General features: G+C 44.5%; 14 protein-coding genes. 5 read left to right on the forward strand and 9 right to left on the reverse strand.

Features of this window, described 5'->3' with window-relative positions; genetic code table 11:
• Positions 1-147 precede the first annotated feature (147 nt).
• Positions 148-870 (reverse strand): amino acid ABC transporter ATP-binding protein, encoded by a 723-nt coding sequence (locus tag MKY87_RS03005; protein ID WP_091020754.1) that lies wholly within the window; start codon positions 868-870, stop codon positions 148-150.
• The gene (locus tag MKY87_RS03010) at positions 857-2,320 is read right to left on the reverse strand and encodes an ABC transporter substrate-binding protein/permease (protein ID WP_340914289.1); all 1,464 of its coding nucleotides are present in this window, start codon (positions 2,318-2,320) and stop codon (positions 857-859) included. The genes MKY87_RS03005 and MKY87_RS03010 overlap by 14 nt, the downstream gene beginning before the upstream one ends.
• Before the next feature lie 185 nt (positions 2,321-2,505).
• On the opposite strand from MKY87_RS03010, the gene MKY87_RS03015 reads away from it, so the two are divergent.
• Positions 2,506-3,681, forward strand: a complete 1,176-nt coding sequence (locus MKY87_RS03015) for a M20 family metallopeptidase (RefSeq protein WP_340962871.1) — start codon at positions 2,506-2,508, stop codon at positions 3,679-3,681.
• Between the two features lie 418 nt (positions 3,682-4,099).
• Positions 4,100-5,866 (forward strand): alpha-glycosidase, encoded by a 1,767-nt coding sequence (locus MKY87_RS03020; protein ID WP_340962873.1) that lies wholly within the window; start codon positions 4,100-4,102, stop codon positions 5,864-5,866.
• A 139-nt stretch (positions 5,867-6,005) separates the two neighbouring features.
• Here the strand turns inward: MKY87_RS03020 and glgA are convergent, their stop codons facing one another.
• Together glgA and glgB are read right to left on the reverse strand one after the other, a co-directional pair.
• On the reverse strand, positions 6,006-7,448 hold the full coding sequence (gene glgA / locus MKY87_RS03025; RefSeq protein WP_338587212.1) for a glycogen synthase GlgA: 1,443 nt from the start codon (positions 7,446-7,448) through the stop codon (positions 6,006-6,008).
• Entirely contained in the window at positions 7,445-9,451 is a 2,007-nt protein-coding gene (glgB, locus tag MKY87_RS03030; RefSeq protein ID WP_340962874.1) for a 1,4-alpha-glucan branching protein GlgB, read from the reverse strand. Before glgB ends, glgA begins: the two co-directional genes overlap by 4 nt.
• Positions 9,452-9,644: 193 nt before the next feature.
• Between glgB and MKY87_RS03035 the strand changes: the two genes are divergently transcribed.
• On the forward strand, positions 9,645-10,871 hold the full coding sequence (locus MKY87_RS03035; protein ID WP_340962876.1) for a glucose-1-phosphate adenylyltransferase: 1,227 nt from the start codon (positions 9,645-9,647) through the stop codon (positions 10,869-10,871).
• A gap of 123 nt (positions 10,872-10,994) precedes the next feature.
• Here MKY87_RS03035 and MKY87_RS03040 read toward each other — a convergent pair whose 3' ends face one another.
• The 5 genes from MKY87_RS03040 to MKY87_RS03060 all read right to left on the reverse strand — a co-directional run bounded on the left by MKY87_RS03040 (position 10,995) and on the right by MKY87_RS03060 (position 16,523).
• Entirely contained in the window at positions 10,995-12,494 is a 1,500-nt protein-coding gene (locus MKY87_RS03040) for a sensor histidine kinase (protein ID WP_338587216.1), read from the reverse strand.
• Positions 12,491-13,189: a response regulator transcription factor gene (locus tag MKY87_RS03045; protein WP_017688086.1), complete on the reverse strand. Its 699-nt coding sequence runs from the start codon at positions 13,187-13,189 to the stop codon at positions 12,491-12,493. Before MKY87_RS03045 ends, MKY87_RS03040 begins: the two co-directional genes overlap by 4 nt.
• Entirely contained in the window at positions 13,182-14,507 is a 1,326-nt protein-coding gene (locus MKY87_RS03050) for a hypothetical protein (protein ID WP_124115250.1), read from the reverse strand. The genes MKY87_RS03045 and MKY87_RS03050 overlap by 8 nt, the downstream gene beginning before the upstream one ends.
• A 16-nt stretch (positions 14,508-14,523) precedes the next feature.
• Entirely contained in the window at positions 14,524-15,249 is a 726-nt protein-coding gene (locus MKY87_RS03055; RefSeq protein WP_340962878.1) for a phosphonate ABC transporter ATP-binding protein, read from the reverse strand.
• A gap of 83 nt (positions 15,250-15,332) precedes the next feature.
• On the reverse strand, positions 15,333-16,523 hold the full coding sequence (locus MKY87_RS03060) for an MFS transporter (protein WP_338587221.1): 1,191 nt from the start codon (positions 16,521-16,523) through the stop codon (positions 15,333-15,335).
• 305 nt (positions 16,524-16,828) lie between these two features.
• On the opposite strand from MKY87_RS03060, the gene MKY87_RS03065 reads away from it, so the two are divergent.
• Together MKY87_RS03065 and MKY87_RS03070 are read left to right on the forward strand one after the other, a co-directional pair.
• Positions 16,829-17,749: an ArsR/SmtB family transcription factor gene (locus MKY87_RS03065; protein WP_340962880.1), complete on the forward strand. Its 921-nt coding sequence runs from the start codon at positions 16,829-16,831 to the stop codon at positions 17,747-17,749.
• Between the two features lie 49 nt (positions 17,750-17,798).
• Entirely contained in the window at positions 17,799-18,563 is a 765-nt protein-coding gene (locus MKY87_RS03070) for an HAD family hydrolase (protein WP_036613669.1), read from the forward strand.
• The last annotated feature ends 1 nt before the right edge of the window (position 18,564 follow it).

An 18,564-nucleotide genomic window follows, 5' to 3' on the forward strand; every position in this document is an offset into this window, starting at 1 on the left:
GAATACAGGATACTTTAGAAATGTTGGACGACCTGATTCCTTTACATTTGGTAACAGAAAAGTTACTTTTCAAATCTATAAGTGATTAATGCGCACAAAAAAATAGCGTTACCGACTCTAAGTCAGTAACGCTATTTGACACTTCATTTAGAGTACTTTGGCAAGAAAATCACGTGTACGTGAATTTTTTGGAGCTCCAAATACCTCATCAGGTGTTCCCTCTTCCACAATAACCCCGCCATCCATGAACAGGATTCGGTCTCCCACTTCACGTGCAAAACCCATCTCATGTGTTACGATGACCATCGTCATCCCGCCTTCTGCAAGACGTTTCATGACATCCAGCACTTCGCCGACCATCTCGGGGTCCAGTGCCGAAGTAGGCTCGTCAAACAGCATGACATGCGGCTGCATGGCCAATGCTCTAGCAATGGCGATCCGCTGCTTCTGTCCACCGGACAGCTGATTCGGGAATGTATCTTTTTTATCGTACAAGCCCACGGTGTTCAGCAGATCAGCAGCAATTTTCTCCGCTTCCTGAGTGGATTGTTTCTTTACTTTAATCGGGGCAATCGTAATGTTTTGCTGTACCGTTTTGTGCGGGAACAGGTTGAAGTGCTGAAACACCATGCCCATTTTCTCACGAGTTGCGTTAATGTTGTGCTTGGGGTCCGTGATTGACACGCCTTCAAAATCAATCTCTCCTGAGGTGGGCTTCTCCAGCAGGTTCAAACAACGCAAGAAAGTACTTTTACCTGAACCGGAAGGACCGATGACGACGACTACCTCACCTTTACCAATCGTCACGTTAATGCCCTTAAGCACATCGTTATTTCCATAAGATTTGTGTAATTGTCTAACGTCTATCACTTGCACTCAACTTCCTTTCCAGTCGTCCCAGCAGCTTGGACAAAATGAACGTTAATACAAAGTAGATGGCTGCCGCAATCAAAAATGGACTCAAGCCTTGATACGTAATGTTTTTGACCACACTTGCCTGATACATAATGTCCACCATACCGATAACCGAGATAATGGAGGATTCTTTGATGATGGTAATGAATTCATTACCGATCGCAGGTAATACAGCTTTGAAGGCCTGTGGCAATATGATATAACGCATCGCATCGCCTCTTCCCATACCTAAGGAACGAGCTGCCTCCAACTGACCACGATCCACACCTTGGATACCTGCACGGAAAATCTCCGCCAGATAGGCACCACTATTGATTGAAAGTGTAATGATACCTGCCTGAAGTGCAGTAAAGTTAATGCCAAAGCTCAGAGAAAAACCATAGTAAATAATCATTAATTGTACCAGCATCGGTGTGCCACGAATCACTTCAACGTAAGCTGTACCAATCCAGCGCAAGATTGCGGCGTCATGCAAACGGAACAAACAGATGATCAATCCAATAATTACCCCGAAGATAACCCCAAGTGCAGACAACAGAAGTGTGTATCCTACACCTGTAGCATAGAAACTTTTGTACTCCCAGAATACTTGGAAAATATTTTGTGATTTGTTCGCTTTATCCGCCATCAAGAGGCTGGCGTCCGTCACCATCTGATTGATTTTATCTTCACTTTTCAGTCGCTCCAGTGTTCCATTTACTGCAGCTAGCAGCTCGGTATTACCTTTACGAATCCCGATTGCCGCTTCTGCTTGCTCTTCGTCCGGAACAGCAGCAGCAAGTCCAATGATATCGTCCAGATAACCTGCAGCAACGGTATCTTCAACGATTGCCGCGTCAATGCGTTTTGTTTGCAGTTGAAGCACGATATCCGAGATTTTATCCAGCGCAGTAAGCTTCGCTCCTGGAATACTCTGTCCGATCGTTTCCTGAATGGAGCCTTTCTGAACGCCAATCTTCGCATTTTCAAGTTCTGCCATGGTTGGATATTTGTCTTTATCCACATTGCGAACCATAATCACTTGTTTTGATTTATAATAGGTGTCGGAAAAATCGATACTTTTCTTCCGCTCATCCGTCGGCGTCATACCTGAAATCACCAGATCAACACGCCCGCTCTGCAATGAAGGCAGAAGACCGTCAAAGCCCATATCCTCAATCACAAGCTCAGCGCCAAGATCTTTGGCAATCTCTTTGGCGATCTCAATATCGAAGCCCACAATTTCATCTTTGCCATTAATCACTTTATGGAATTCGTATGGTGCAAAATCGGCACTTGTACCGAGCACCAGTTTTTTACTGCTTGAATTATCTGTAGTTCCACTTGCAAGTGCCACAGGAACGGCAGTCGTCAGCAGAATAACAAAGGTCAACAGCATCATGGTGTAACGACTTATTAATTTCAACCTTTTTCTCTCCCCTTACAATACTTTGTATGCTTCTCTCATGTTGATGACTGAGTCATTATAAAGTACAATGCATGATTATGCAATGCATTTTGACATTACAAATCTTGACTTGTTTCTGAAAAAATAAAGCAAACATGATATAATCAATGAATTATTTTCATTTTTGCATAAGGAGTTTACTAATGACATCTAACAAATCACAGATACTGACGGTTATTGATCAATATGCTTCCCGTTTTAAAGCCATTTCATCATATATCGGTGCCAATCCCGAACTGGGAAATGAAGAGTTCCTTGCTTCTGCTCGTCTAAAAGAAGAACTGGTCTACCACGGTTTCACTGTAGAGGCTCCAATCCTTGGACTGGAGACAGCCTTTATCGGAACCTATTCAGCCGCCAAACCCGGCCCTACCATTGCTTTATTGTGTGAATATGACGCCTTGCCGGAGATCGGTCACGCTTGTGGTCACCATCTGATCTGTATGATGAGTCTTGGAGCTGCTGTTGGGCTGAAATCCATTCTGGATGAAGTAGGTGGAACCATTAAAGTGTTTGGTACCCCCGCTGAAGAGACACGTGGTGCCAAAGTACCGATGGCGGAAGCAGGTTTGTTCGATGACTGTGATGTCGCTCTCATGGCGCATCCGTATTATGCCTACGAAAAGTCCGGCAGCTCACTGGCTATTGATGCAGTGCAATTTGAATTCCATGGCCGATCTTCACATGCTGCTGCAAGTCCGCACGAAGGTATTAATGCTCTTGATGCCGTCATTCAAACGTTTAACGGAATCAACGCATTCCGGCAACAAGTGAAAAGCACCGTTCGGATTCATGGTGTGATCAACAACGGAGGTCAGGCAGCAAATATCATTCCTGACTATGCTTCTGCGCAATTTTATGTACGGGCAGCAACTCGCAAAGAACTGAATATCCTCACAGAACGTGTGATTCAGATCGCTGAAGGCTCTGCTTTGCAGACAGGATGCAAGCTCGTGACATCCAACTATGAAACGTCCTATGATGAGATGGTTACCAATGAAACATTCTCAGCTGCGTTTAGTCAGAATCTGATGGAACTTGGCATCCCGCAAGAAGAGATTGTAAGTGGTAATGATCATGGCTCCATGGACATCGGTAACGTTTCCCTGAAATGCCCTGCAATCCATCCCTACATTCGTGTTGTAGACGAGGTGCATACCCTGCACTCCATAGCCTTCCGTGACCTTGCATTACAGGAGAGCGCGCTGGATGGCATGATTCTGGGAGCAAAGGCACTTGCTACAACAGCCTATGACGTACTGAGCCAGCCAGAGCTGCTTCAAACCATCCGCACGGAGTTCGAGCAAGCTATTCGCTAAAATTCACTTTCAACATGTTATATAGGGGTGCCCTGAACAATCTTGAATTTCAAGTTGTTCAGGGCACCCTTTTTCTAAATTAGCAGTAAGTATAATCAGCACAAAGCTGGAAATGCTGTGAAAGAAACCTTTGAAAACGATGAAAATAATGCATTTTATTACAGTAAATATGATTCTTTGCTGGCTAACTTGGTTAAATATAACTATAAGTACGTGTTCTAAAGACCGGTTTTCAGTACCGAGAAGATGGGATGAAGCTAGAAATGGAGTAGCGGAGCGTAGTCAAAACTACGTGAGCAACGGACATTTCGGCTGAATTCCATATTCGATGCCAATGATGCCGATAGGCATCACTTGTAATCAAAAGCGGGCTTTTGAACAACCTTTATAACTTATCCTATATTCAGGAGGTGCTGTCATGCTGCTCGAAGCCATGTATCATGTTCCTCGTGACAAGTGGGCTTATGCCTATAATTCTTCTACCATACATCTGCGCGTACGAACCAAACGTAATGATGTGCAATACGTGACTGCACTGACCGGAGATAAGTACGATTGGAATGGAACGTACAAGGAAATTCAATTGGAGAAGGCTGCTTCAGATAACATGTTTGATTATTGGGAAGCTGCCGTCAAGCCACAATTTAAACGTCTCACTTATATATTTCGAATAACCGCTGGTTCGGAAGATGTTTTTCTTGCGGATAACGGAATTCATTATGAGGCCCCCTATCCAACCGGAGGATATTATGAGTTCTCGTATATACATGAAATCGATGTGTTTAAGGTACCCGAGTGGGCCAAAGAAGCCGTCTTTTATCAGATCATGACTGAACGGTTTGCTAATGGAGATCCCAAGCTGAATCCACAAGAAACCCATGACTGGGGTGGCAAACCGGAGTTGGACAATTATTTTGGAGGAGATCTGCAAGGTGTGCTGGATCATTTGTATGACCTAACTGAACTTGGCGTGAACGCCATTTACTTTACCCCGTTATTCCAGGCCAATTCCTACCACAAATACGACACGATTGACTATAAAAAAGTCGACCCCCATTTCGGTGATAATGCCCTGCTCAAACATTTGACAGAAGAATGTCATCGCCTGGGTATCCGAGTAATGCTGGATGCTGTGTTTAACCATTGCAGTGAAGACTTCCCTCCTTTTCAAGACGTGCTCCATAATGGAAAAAACTCAAAGTATGCCGGTTGGTTCCACATCAATGAATACCCGGTTCAGATAAAGGACGGTATACCTACCTACGATACATTTGGTTTCTATGGCAACATGCCCAAGTTTAATACAGCGAACCCTGAGGTTAAGGCTTACCTGCTCGATGTAGCAGAGTACTGGATTAAGGAAATCAAGCTGGACGGCTGGCGGCTGGATGTAGCGAATGAAGTGGACAACCATTTCTGGCGTGATTTTCGCAAGGTTGTGAAAGCAGCCAATCCCGAAGCCTATATTGTTGGTGAAGTATGGAGCGACTCCTTGACCTGGCTTATGGGAGATCAATTCGATTCGGTCATGAATTATCCATTTGCCGACAAAGTGCTTCAGTTCTTTTGTGGATCAATGGATGGTTATCATTTTGCCAACGAGATGGGTTCATTGATTATGCGATACCCACAACAAACGAATGAGGTCATCTTTAATATGCTGTGCAGCCATGATACCCCTCGCCTGCTCACCCGGTTAGGGGAAGACAAACGCCGATTAAAGTTGTCGGTTGTATTTCTTTTCACCTATATCGGAACACCTTGTATCTTCTACGGCGACGAAGTTGGGATTAGTGGTGATGCTGACCCGGATTGTCGAAAATGTATGGAATGGGACCCGGCCAAGCAAGACAGAGAACTTTATGATTTTTATCGTCTGATGATCGATTTACGCAAAAGCAATGAAGCGCTGCGCAAAGGACGCTTCCGTTTCCTCAAGGCTGATCATAATGATCCTTGTATCGTTTACGAACGTGTAGATGACAACCTCCACTTTACCGTATGGATGAACAATACACCTCAAGATCGAACGCTTTCTCATCCCATGGAAACAAAAGACTGGAAGGATGCATTAACTGAAGATCCTGTGTTTCCAACCGATGGAATGATGAATATTAAGCTTGACCCCTATGGGTACCGCATTTTGTACAGACAACTTGATCCGGCAACTATCCAACACAACTGAGGTTTAAATTCAGCAGTCATATAAAAGAAAAACACTTCCACCGTCTCAGATGATACTTCATTCTGAACTTTGGAAGTGTTTTGTTTATTTGATAAAAAAAAGCCACAGCATAATATGCTGCGACTTATTCAGAAGTCCATCAGTTTACAGGCTCAAGTGTGATCCGACGATAAATGTCCATATATTCTTCAGCTGAGACATTCCAGCTGTATTCTCCGCCCATTGCATTTTTCACAATTTTCTTCCAGTGTTCTGGCTGTTTGTAGATCTCCTCAGCACGCCGAATGGTATTCATCATGTCATGTGCATTAAAGCTTGTGAATGAGAAACCATTCCCTTCTCCAGTAAACTCATTGTATGCCTGCACAGTATCGTTCAGACCGCCTGTTTCCCTTACGAGAGGCACACTACCGTATCGCAGAGCCAGCAGCTGACTAATACCACAAGGTTCGAACCTCGATGGCATCAGGAAGATATCACTGCCTGCATAGAAACGGCGGGATAATCCATCGTTAAAGGTGATCTGGGCAGACATTTTGAGCGGATAACGATTAGCGGCTTCACGGAACCAGTGTTCATACATAGGCTCTCCTGTTCCCAGTACCGCGAATTGAATGTCATCATAGTACAGCAATTCATCAAGGATACGGCAGACCAGATCAAGCCCCTTAGAGTCCACGAGCCTTGTCACCATCACCATGAGTGGTACATCAGGACGAACAGGAAGTCCAAGTTCCTTTTGCAGCTCAATTTTGTTCTCCGTTTTCTTGGACAGACTTGTTCTGTATTTCACTGGAATTTTGGTGTCCGTTGCCGGGTTGTAACTCTTGGTATCAATTCCGTTCACAATCCCGCTGAAACGATCTCCAAGTGAACTGAGCAGTCCGTCCAGGCCGTATCCATAATAAGACGTTTGCACTTCCTGTGCGTATGTTGGGCTTACGGTTGTCACATGGTCAGCATACACAATTCCTGCTTTTAAGAAATTGACATTACCATAATATTCGGCTCCATCCACGGTGAAATATCGATCGTCCAGCTCAAGGATTTCACTGAATAACTCATGCGGGAATACCCCTTGGTACAACAAGTTATGTATGGTGAATACCGTACGAATATCACTGTAGAATGAATCGTGTCTGTAATGGGCTTCAAGCACCAAAGGAATCATTCCTGCATGCCAGTCATGACTGTGCAGCACGTCAGGTTTGAACTCAATCTGTGGCAACACTTCGAGAACCGCACGGTTGAAGAAGGCGAAACGCTCGCCATCATCCATATACCCGTACACTCCATCACGCCCAAAATAATACTCATTATCCACAAAATACACTGGAATTCCATCATGAACCAGCATTTCAATCCCACAATAGGGTCTGCGCCAGCCAAGAGGCACATCCGTTGTAATTACAGGCTGTAACGCGTCTTTATACTCATCGGGAATCCCCTTGTACTTAGGCATAATCACCCGCACATCTGCCCCGCTCTTCTTCAATGCAAACGGGAGAGCACCGATTACGTCAGCAAGGCCTCCTGTTTTGATAAATGGATGTACTTCAGCAGCAGCAAATAGAATATTCATGCCTTTGTCCTCCTCTTCGGTTTGAGCGTGTTGCTTTCATTTTTATTCTTCGTTTTTGAACTGACGGAAGTGATACTCGCAGGTGATTCATCCGTTTTCCGACGCGTGTTCTTTTTTAGAATCACGATGCTCAGCGGAGGCAAAACCAATTCGAGACTATGCGGATGCCCATGAAAAGGAATCTTTTCGGTAGGCAGTTGCATATCATTAGTAATGCCTGAACCGCCGTAAACGGAATGGTCACTGTTCAGTACTTCGGTATACATACCGGGACGCATGACACCAATCCGGTAACGCTCCCGCTTGACCGGCTGAAAGTTAATGAGCACAAGGAGTGTATCCGCAGGTTTTTTTCCTTTGCGTACGTATGAAATGACACTCTGGTCCTGATCATCCGGAGTGATCCATTCATAACCGTCCAAGGAATGATCAAGCTCCCACAAAGCTTTTTCACTCAAGTAAAGGTTAGACAGCTCACGCTCAAACTTATGCAAATTGCGGTGACTGTCATAATCCAGCAAGAACCAATCCAGTTGATCCTCATCTTTCCATTCGATGAACTGGCCAAAGTCTCCACCCATAAACAACAGCTTTTTCCCTGGGAAAGTCATAAAATAGCCCAGAAAAGCACGCATGCCGGCAAATTTCTGCTCATAGGTTCCTGGCATCTTGTCGAGGAGCGACTTTTTGCCATGAACAACCTCGTCATGTGACAGAGGTAGCACATAATTTTCAGCAAAGGAGTATACGACCGGGAAAGTCAGCAAATGATGTTTGGAAGGACGCTCATGAAAATCAGATTCCATGTAATCAAGCGTATCGTTCATCCAGCCCATGTTCCATTTGTAATTGAAACCCAGACCACCTTCATCTACAGGTAAAGTCACCATTGGCCATGCACTGGATTCTTCAGCCATCATCAATGCATAAGGGAAATACTTGAACACCGTCTCATTCAGCTGCTGCAAAAAGGCTACGGCTTCCTTGTTCTCAAGACCTCCTTCATCATTGGTACGATATTGTCCTGGCTGCTTCTCAAAGTCAAGCCGAAGCATACTCGTAACCGCATCAACACGGAGTCCGTCAAAATGATACATCTCCATCCAATATAACGCATTGGAGATCAGAAATGAACGAATCTCAGGTTTCGAGTAATCAAAGCTGAGTGTACCCCAACCCGGCTTCTCTGCTAACATCGGGTCTGCATACTCATACAAAGGCGTACCATCAAACATACGCAACCCATGAGCGTCTTTGGCAAAATGTGCAGGAACCCAATCCAGCAATACGCCAATTCCAGCCTGATGTAGTGTATCCACCAGGTACATCAGATCTTTTGGATGCCCATAACGACTGGTTGGCGCGTAAAAGCCTGTGTTTTGGTATCCCCACGAAAGGTCATAGGGATGCTCACTGAGGGGCATCATCTCAACATGTGTATATTTCATTTCTAATAAGTAAGGAATAAGCAAATCAGCTATCTCGCGATAACTATAGAGGCTTCCATCTTCTTTGCGCTTCCAGGTTCCAATGTGCATTTCGTAAATATGTAGAGGTTTGTTATACATGGCACGTTGTTTGCGTCTCCAGGCTCCATCATTCCATTTATACCCTTCGATTGAACTGGTGACAGAAGCTGTCTGAGGTCGAACCTCCGCTTGAAACGCATATGGGTCCGCTTTGAGCAATTCTGTACCATCTTCCGTTAGTATACGGAACTTGTATAAAGTTCCTTCACTGATTTCCGGAAAAAAACGACTCCAAAATCCTGATTCGGGTATCTTATATAAAGGTTCCTTTTCGCCTTTCCATTCATTGCGGTCCAGAGCCAGTCCTACTTCTGCGGCATTTGGTGCCCATACGGTAAAGCGATACCCCTGACGGCCATCGCAAGTCTCAGGTTGCGCGCCCAACATTCGATAACTGTGATGAAGGTTACCTTCATGAAATAAATAAATATGCTCCGGCAATAAGTCCGGGTGTGCTAACGGTTGAATGGCCAAGAGATCACCTTCTTCTCAAGAAAATAGATATAACAGTTACCATTACCCCATTCTAGCCAAGTTGAAAAGAAAAATGCGGTGGTTTAGAAAATGTTGTCTTTTTTCTGAATTTTTACAGTAACAATAGTTTCATTTGCTCTACTTTGCGTTAATGATGTACTACAATGCACAATATTTTGGGAGGGAAACGATTATGTTTAATAAAGATTGCATCGCTATGCTGTTGGCGGGAGGAGAAGGGAAGCGATTAGCCCCTTTAACCTCGAGTATCGCAAAACCCGCTGTACCGTTTGGCGGGCACTACCGGATCATCGATTTTCCTCTCAGTAACTGCGTAAACTCAGGGATCGATACTGTAGGAGTATTGACGCAGTACCAAGCGGAATCGTTACACGATCATATCGGTGGAGGAGAACCATGGGGACATGGCAACTCAAGTGAGGCAGGAATTTCCTTACTTCCATCTTATCATACAGGAAATGACGAATACTTGGGAACGGCGGATGCTATTTATAAAAATATCGACTATATTGATCAACAAAACCCCGAAAATGTTCTAATTTTGTCGGGTGACCATATTTATCATATGAATTATCGTGATATGTTGGAGGCTCATCAGGCTAATAACGCAGCAGCAACGATTTCAGTTATGGAAGTTCCATGGGACGAAGCACATCGCTTTGGGATTATGGCTGCCGATGCTGATCTGCGTGTAACGGAGTTTGCCGAGAAACCGGCTGAACCAAAAAGTAATCTGGCTTCAATGGGCATTTACATGTTCAAATGGGAGTATCTGAAGCGCCATCTTTTGGAAGATGCTGCTAATCCTGAGTCCAGCCATGACTTCGGTAAAGATGTTATTCCACAGATGTTGAATGAAAACAATCCCCTCTTTGTCTATAACTTTAATGGTTATTGGAAAGATGTAGGTACAGTTAAAAGTCTGTGGGATGCACATATGGATCTGCTCTATAACGATGAAGACTGGAGTCTTCAAAAAGAAAACTGGCCGATGTTTACTCGCGACTGGCGCTCCAAACCAAGTGCTTACAAAGCAAGAAATACAAAGATCGAACATGTTACTTCCATGATTCACGACTCTTGTGCAATCGAAGGTCGTTCAGAACGTTCCGTTATCTTCTGCGGCGCAGAAGTGGGTAAAGGCTCTGAAGTTAAAGACAGTGTCGTTATGCCTAACGCACGCATAGGCCGTGGGGTTCACATCGAACGCGCCATCATCGGTGAAGGTGCAATAATCAAGGACGGTGCAATCGTTAAAGGTACGGCAGATGAAATTGTGGTCGTTGGACCTAACGAGATCGTCTCTGCCAAACCGGCTGTCCGTACGCAACCTGTTCGTATGTTGAAAGAAGTATATGAGAAAAGTGGGCGCTTGCGCGCTGGTGAACTGTCTTCATAATGAAGTAAACATAATATGAAAAAGGCGAGCCTCAGATGGCTCGCCTTTTTTGGTGTTGATATGGATGTTATAAAGCGTACATGCTCGATCATCAGTTAGAAAAGTCTCTTATTTTATAAAACCTTAAGACTTTTCTAAATCCGATTTTGCCTCGCTTGCTGTTCGCTCATCTGTGACTTCAGCATCCCCAGATTGTGTTACAGATTCTTCTGGAACCATCTCCTCAGACACAGCTGGTAATGTAACCGTAACGGTTGTACCAGATCCAAGTTCACTCTGCATCGTGATCGTTCCCTCATGCAGTTCTACCAGTTCTTGCGTAATCGCAAGACCCAATCCCGTTCCCCCATTTTGATGATTTACCTGGAAGAAGCGGTCCCGTACTTTAATTAGGTGTTCTTCACTAATTCCGATACCGGTGTCCTGAACAGCTACAATGATCTGACCATTCTCCTCTTTGACGGACAAGAAGATCCAGGAATTCTCATGTGAAAATTTGATCGCATTATCCACAACGTTTAAGAAGACTTGTTTTAGTCTATTGCCGTCTCCATGGACATTATAAGCACGAGTCTCGTCCGTTTCCAACTTGAGATGGACCTGTTTTTGTTCCGCTTTGGCCCAGACATTCAACATCGTTTCCTGTACAATTTCACGAATGTTGACCGTTCCTTTGACCAGCTTCATCTGATTCTGCTGCAATTTGGAGAAATCCAGCATCTCTTCAACAAGTCCAATCAGTCGTTCGGTTTCCTTGGAAATGATACCCATACCGATACGGGTTTCTTCCGGATCATAACCGCCTGAATCCAGTGTCTCGCTCCATCCCTTAATACTGGTCAGAGGTGTTCTTAATTCATGTGAGATCGAAGAGATAAAATCATCTTTGATCTGATTACTGCGCACAATCTCATGTGCCATGAAGTTAAGTGTTGATGCCAATTCGCCCAGTTCGTGCTTATAATTCCCCTTAACCCTGACATCCAGCCGTCCTCTGGCCATTTGGGCAGATACTGCCGTGATGTTGTTGATTGGACGTACAATGGAATTTGCCATACCAATACTGATGATCAACACTATAGCAAGCACGCCAACACCGACCGCAGCGGCGAGTAGTCCCATATTCAACAGCTTTGAATTCACATCTTCGAGTGAAGTCAGATATCGAATAACATAAGTATTTTCGCCGCCCAGATCAAACTTGTGTGAAACGGCCATGACGGATTCTCCAGTACCTGGTTGTCTTCCAATCCAGCGTCCCATATCCCCATTCAGAGCCTGCATAATATCACTGGTTTGCAGCACAGCACGGTCAGATTCAAAAGCAGTCGAACTCGCCAATACGCGCCCGTTCAGATCCAAAATTTCCAATTCAGTATTGGACAATGCCAAGTTCACAAGAAGTCTGGACAGATTATTGCCATCCTCCGTATTATTTTCACGGGCAATCGGCTCGAAAAAGTCCTTTGAATTAGAAATGTGGGTACTGATCGTATTGTAGATACTTTCATAATAATACCTTTGTACTGCCAACATAAATACGAATTCGACCAACAGCAGAGCGAGAAAAACTACAAAGAAATAATGTAGTACGATCTGCCGAGTAATGCCTTTTTTAATCATTGCTCCCGGCCCTTCCATTTGTACCCGTGACCCCAAACTGTCTGCAGGTATTCGGGCTCGGAAGGATTGTTCTCAATTTTTTGACGCAAACGACGAATGTTGACATCCACAATTTTGGGATCACCCATGTACTCTTTTCCCCATACGTGATCTAACAACACATCGCGGCTAAGCGGTGTATTTTCTTTTTCCAGGAAAAACTGAATCAGGGAAAATTCCGTTGGAGTCAACTCAATGGCTTCATTCTGTTTCTTGAATTGCTTCGAGATCAGATCCAGTGAAAATGGCCCAGACTGGAACGTAACCTTCGCCGCAGTTTCCCGATGCACGTTCACACGGCGTAACAATGACTGAATACGTGCAATCAACTCTGTTGGGCTGAAAGGCTTGCTAACGTGATCATCTGCACCAACGGAGAGTGCGTACACTTTATCCTGTTCCTGAACTTTCGCGGTCAAAAAGATAATGCCCAGACGTTCATTGGTTTCACGGATCCGTCGACACACCTCGAATCCATCAATACCTGGTACCATAACATCCAGCAGAGCCAGATCAATATCCGGTACCGTCTGTAGTATGCGAAGCGCTTCATGACCGTCACCCGCTTCAAGCACTTCGAATCCGTTTCTCTTTAAATTAATCACTATAAAACTGCGGATGGATTCTTCATCCTCAAGAATAAGTACTTTACTCATTAAGTTCTCCCTTTCTATTCAGCTGGGAAGTATTGCTCAGTGCATCTTTACCCGCCTCTGATTGTGCTACTCGTGAAGCAATAACCCGATCTTTGGTACGCGTAATTTCCTTCCAGCTTTTACCCTTCTCCTGTTCCCACTTGGAAAGGGTGAAATATTTGATCTCTGCCACGGTTTCGTCCGTATCAATCATTTTAAATCGAATATATTTTTCCTTCTCCGATTTGGTGTCAATAGTGATCTTACCGTACCACTCTGGTTTGAGATTTAGGTGAAATAAATCAGCATCATCCCGGAATTGGAATGAGACAAATTTCTTACTGTCTTTGCCATCCCACTGATAATAGGTGTAAAACCACAACCGAGAGTCAAATACGTAATGCTCCCAACCTTTTGGAGTCTCTTTAAGTCCAAACTCAATAATACCATCATTATCAACATCACCGCTTAAAATTTTGTCATCTCTATACGTTTGATCCGGTGATTTGAAAGCATTGACTAACTTGTTATCTTTAACATACATAATTTGCGAGAAGGAACTCCGATCATCCAGCTCGGCATCCAGTACAATGCCCATCTGTCCTTTGGCGATCTCTCCGCCCAGAGCATTATAAACTTCTTTAACGGTATAATCGGTCTGCACCCGATCAACTTCCTTGAAGCTGCCATCTTCGTACTGGTATAACGCAATCGTTGCAAAGCCGCTGTTGTTCAGCGAAATGATAACAAAATCACTCTTACCATCTCCGCTCAAATCCAGCGTGTTCCCCTGCGCATCATCAATGATATATTGATTATACGGAACTCCACCCAATACCTGCTCCAGTGCCCCGCCCTTGTAGGAATATGCAGTCAGGGCTTTCTGCTCCTGCAGACTTACACCAAGAATAATATCCGGATTTCCGTCATTCGTAATATCCAATACTTTAAAGGATTGCAGCTCATTTCCCGGCACATCAAATGTAAGCTTTTTAACCCATGTGCCTCCCTGCTCTTCCAAAATCATGCCATGGATTCGCACATTCTCATTTGGCGTCTCATAAAAAACAATCGCTTCCCGAGTTCCATCCCCGTTCAGGTCTTCCACCCGAATCATGCTGGTATTATTCATATCCTTGGGACGAATCAACGTGCTCTCTGGCGGCAGTTTAACCTGAACCACGTTGTACAGTTTCTCCTTATCGGTGGACATCATTGGTTTTCTCATCAAACCCTTGGGGTCACTTATGACTGTGCATCCGCTTAGAACAGAACCAAGCATAATCGCCATAGTTCCTGCTGCTACAAAGCGTCCCCACCGTGAATTAAACAATCTCATCACTCTTTTCAATAGTTTAAATCTGGTTTTTTTCTTGCTGTGTAAGTCTTCGTCCACGAATATCAAAAGCAATCTTGCCTTCTGCCAATCCCCAGATCCGTGTGGCATGTTTCTCGGCAAGTTCAATAGGCAATACTGCAATGACAGTTGCGCGTTCTTCTTCACATAATTTGCGCAGCGTTTCCAGCACCGAATCTGCTGTGTGAGGGTCAAGACCAATCACTGGTTCATCAGCCAAAACCACTTTGGCACCATGAGCAAGTGCTCTTGCAATAGCAACACGCTGCTTCTCGCCACCGCTGAGCTTCTCTGCTATTTGATGTGCTTTATCAAGTAATCCCAATCCTTCGAGATAATCCATCGCACCCATATAATCATCGGAACGTACCATACCGGTTATCATTCTCCATACGGGAGTCTGACCCGATCGTCCGATTAATACATTTTTAAGAGCCGTACGTCTGGGAAATAATTCTGGATTCTGTTCCAAGTATGCCCATTCCCGTTTAATTTTCCGTTTTCCGGACCAGCCTTCTTTCAAAATCTCGGCACCATCCACCGTAAACCGGCCGGAATCCCATTTTTCCATCATGGCCAAACATTTAAGCAACATGCTTTTACCGCTACCGCTTGAGCCAACTACAGCTATCATTTCACCCTGTTGCATATCAAATCGAATATCCCGTAGAACAGGAACGCGGTCCACGCCAACGGATTTACTCAAGTTCTCTACTCTGATCATCGCGATGTCTCCTCTTGTCCATGTTTTTCCCTACCACTAGTGTACTCGGAAATGGACATCAATTTCCATGCGAACACCAGCTTCTATTTTAACACAGATTCGAACTCAGGTTTACGACGAAATAATATACCTGCCACGCCGAAAAGAAGGTACAGGATTCCGAGCAAGGTGAACATGCTTCCGGGTGAAATCCAGTTGATCATCTGACCACCCAGATTCGGTCCAATAATACTTCCAATCGTGAAATGGAAGGATGCCACAACGTTGGCTGCAGGCAGCAACACTTTAGGCAAAATGTCTGCGGCATAGGCCAGGCCCAGTGAGAAAAAGGAACCGACCAGGCCACCTGCGATGGTTAACAATACAAGCGTCCACCAGAAATGTGTACCTGAGACTGGAACCAGCATGAAGATTATTCCCCCGCTGATACCCGCAAACATCAATATCTTCTTACGCCCATACCGGTCACTCAACATTCCGAGAGGCAATTGAAGGAACAAACCTCCAATCCCGATAAAAGGAAGCAACGACGAAATCTGATTGGTATCGAATCCAATCCGCAGCCCATACACAGGGAAGTTACTATTCATACCTGCTTCCATATATCCGTATAAGAGTGCTGGTAAAAGTGCATACCAGGCCCATGCCAGACTACGACGGAAGCGACGTTCCGGCAGTTGGCCATGCTCTGCTTTTTCCGGTTTTGTATCCGGAAGCTTCATTAATACCAGCATAAGCACTGCTGCAATACAGATGAACAAGACCCAGAAAGGGACAGCATCACCGAAACCAAGCAGCTTGATTCCCAGCGGTCCAATACTGAATCCCAGCCCGTAGGACATGCCATATAGTGATATGTAGCGTCCACGTTTTTCAGGTGCGGTTACAAGCAGTACCCAGAGCTGGGCCGCATAATGAAGTGCACTGTCTCCTATTCCAACGATTAGACGCAAAATGAACCATATTTTAATATCTGGTAAATACGGAAATAGTATTAAAGGGACCATGACTAATATCAGGCCACCTACAATCAGCTTTTTGAACCCGAATGCACCCAGTAGTCGCTCCGCAACGAGAGTCATGCCAAAAGAGCCAATGTACAACGCGGCGGCGTTTAATCCGTTTAAACCTGGTGAAACCCCTTTTTGCTCCAAAAAAATCGAAAGCACAGGCAGCAAAAGCCCCTGACTTATTCCCGCCACCACAATAACCGCAATCAAAATGAGATAGTTGGCTGTCGAGTGTGATAGTTTGAGGCGAGTAATCAATGACACGAATTCATTCCTCCTGCGAGCACACAAAGAAAAATCGCCATCGCTGACGACTTTTGTATGTTATACATATGGTTTTAAACTGCTATTTAAAGATCGGGGCTTTGCCCCGGACTTGAACATTATAGTGGACAACGCCCTGCAAAACAAGCCATAATAGAGGTTGTTCAAAAAGTTCACTTTTGATTACGAATCATGCCTAGTGGCATCATCAGCTTCGAAGATGAAAACCAGACTTTTTGAACACGCACTAATCGTACTTAAGTCGCTGCGTACATTTAGATGTGACGGGAGGATTCTGCAACATTATGGCTTATCATGTGAAAATTGATGTTTCACCGATATATGAAATGCTTAACAGCTTTCTGGTTTATGTCACGAAAAAATGGATTCAGCATCTGGATATTGGTCCTGAATGGATCGTTGAAGTGGAAGGCAAACTAAGTTCCAATGTACGAGCTGCGCTCGCACCTGCTGCCACTTGGCCTTTTGATGATTTTGATGTTTTGTTTGCATGGGCAGCATATCAAAATGATACATCGGAGAATCGTGATTTCCTGGACATGCTTGCCGGAACGACAGCGGAAGACCTGTTTGCGCGTGTGTCTCCTCTTCTGCCCGCTCTTTCAATAGAAGAATCTACGCGCATTCGGAACAGTTATGTCCCATTATTGCGACTATGGGATGAACACTACTGTCAGAATATGAGCGAAGATCAGCGTGTTTGGCTGGAAGAAGATGCCGAAGAAAAACGCATTTTGCTTGATAAAATGGGCCCAGAACTGCTTATTGAATATGCTACAGCGGGCGTTCTTGTTGAACCGATGCCTGGACTGAACGAAGTCATCCTGTTTCCAACGGTACACAATCGCCCTATTAATATGTACTGCTTCTATGAGGGTATGATGATCATGCAGTATCCCGTAGATGCACCAGAAGAGAACGAAGACCAGCCGCCAACATGTCTTTTACGTTTCACCCATGCACTGGCTGATCCCGAAAGACTTCGCCTGCTTCGTTACGTTTCGGATGAACCCAAATCCCTTGCTGAGATGTGTGAAGAATTGGGTAAAGACGAAGACACCGTCAAAGATCAGGTAATGGCGCTACGCATCGCAGGTCTGCTACGGACCCATCTGCTTGGAAGTAACCGTAAAGAGAAATACAGTATTCGGCCGGATGGCGTATCTGAATTGAATATGTTCCTGGAATCCTACATTCGCATTTAATTTAGTTGAACCATTGTGGAGTTACTGGCTACAAGGAGTGAGTTAGATCATGAAAATAATGAAACAACATATTTTATTTGACCTTGATGATACACTCGTATATTGCAACAAGTACTTCAACCTGATTTTGGGTGAATTCTTTGAGAATATGCAAGAGTGGTTTGATGGACATTCTTTGACAACGCAAGAGATTCGCGAAAAACAGCTGGAGATCGATGTAACCGGAGTGAACAAGCTTGGTTTTGCAAGTCATCATTTCCCGCAATCTCTGATTGATACCTATCGTTATTTTTCCGGCAAGTTCGCCAGGTTAACCTCTCCCAGAGAAGAGTCTTATCTGAGCAAGTTGGGTATGAGTGTGTACGATCAGGAGGTTGAACCCTATCCTCATATGGTTGAAACGCTTGAGAACCTCAAAGGTGCTGGACATTCCCTCTACTTATATACCGGCGGCGAAACCGTGATACAGCAACGTAAGATTGATCAGATGAAACTCTCGGCTTATTTTGATGATCGGATCTATATCCGACAACACAAAAACGTCGAGGCACTGGAAGGCATTCTGTCTAATGGTCCGTTTGATCGTCGTGCAACATGGATGATTGGCAACTCACTGCGGACAGATATTATGCCCGCGGTAAAAGCCGGAATTCACAGCATCTACATCAAACAACCGAATGAATGGCAATACAACATCGTAGAACTTCAGCCTAATCCGGAAACGTCGATGTATACCATCACTGCACTGGAAGAGGTACCAAAAGTAATACACGAAAATATACAACAGCAGCAACAGAAAAGGACCCTTGGATAAG

The sequence above is a fragment of the Paenibacillus sp. FSL R7-0198 genome, from assembly GCF_038000415.1.
Lineage (GTDB): Bacteria > Bacillota > Bacilli > Paenibacillales > Paenibacillaceae > Paenibacillus.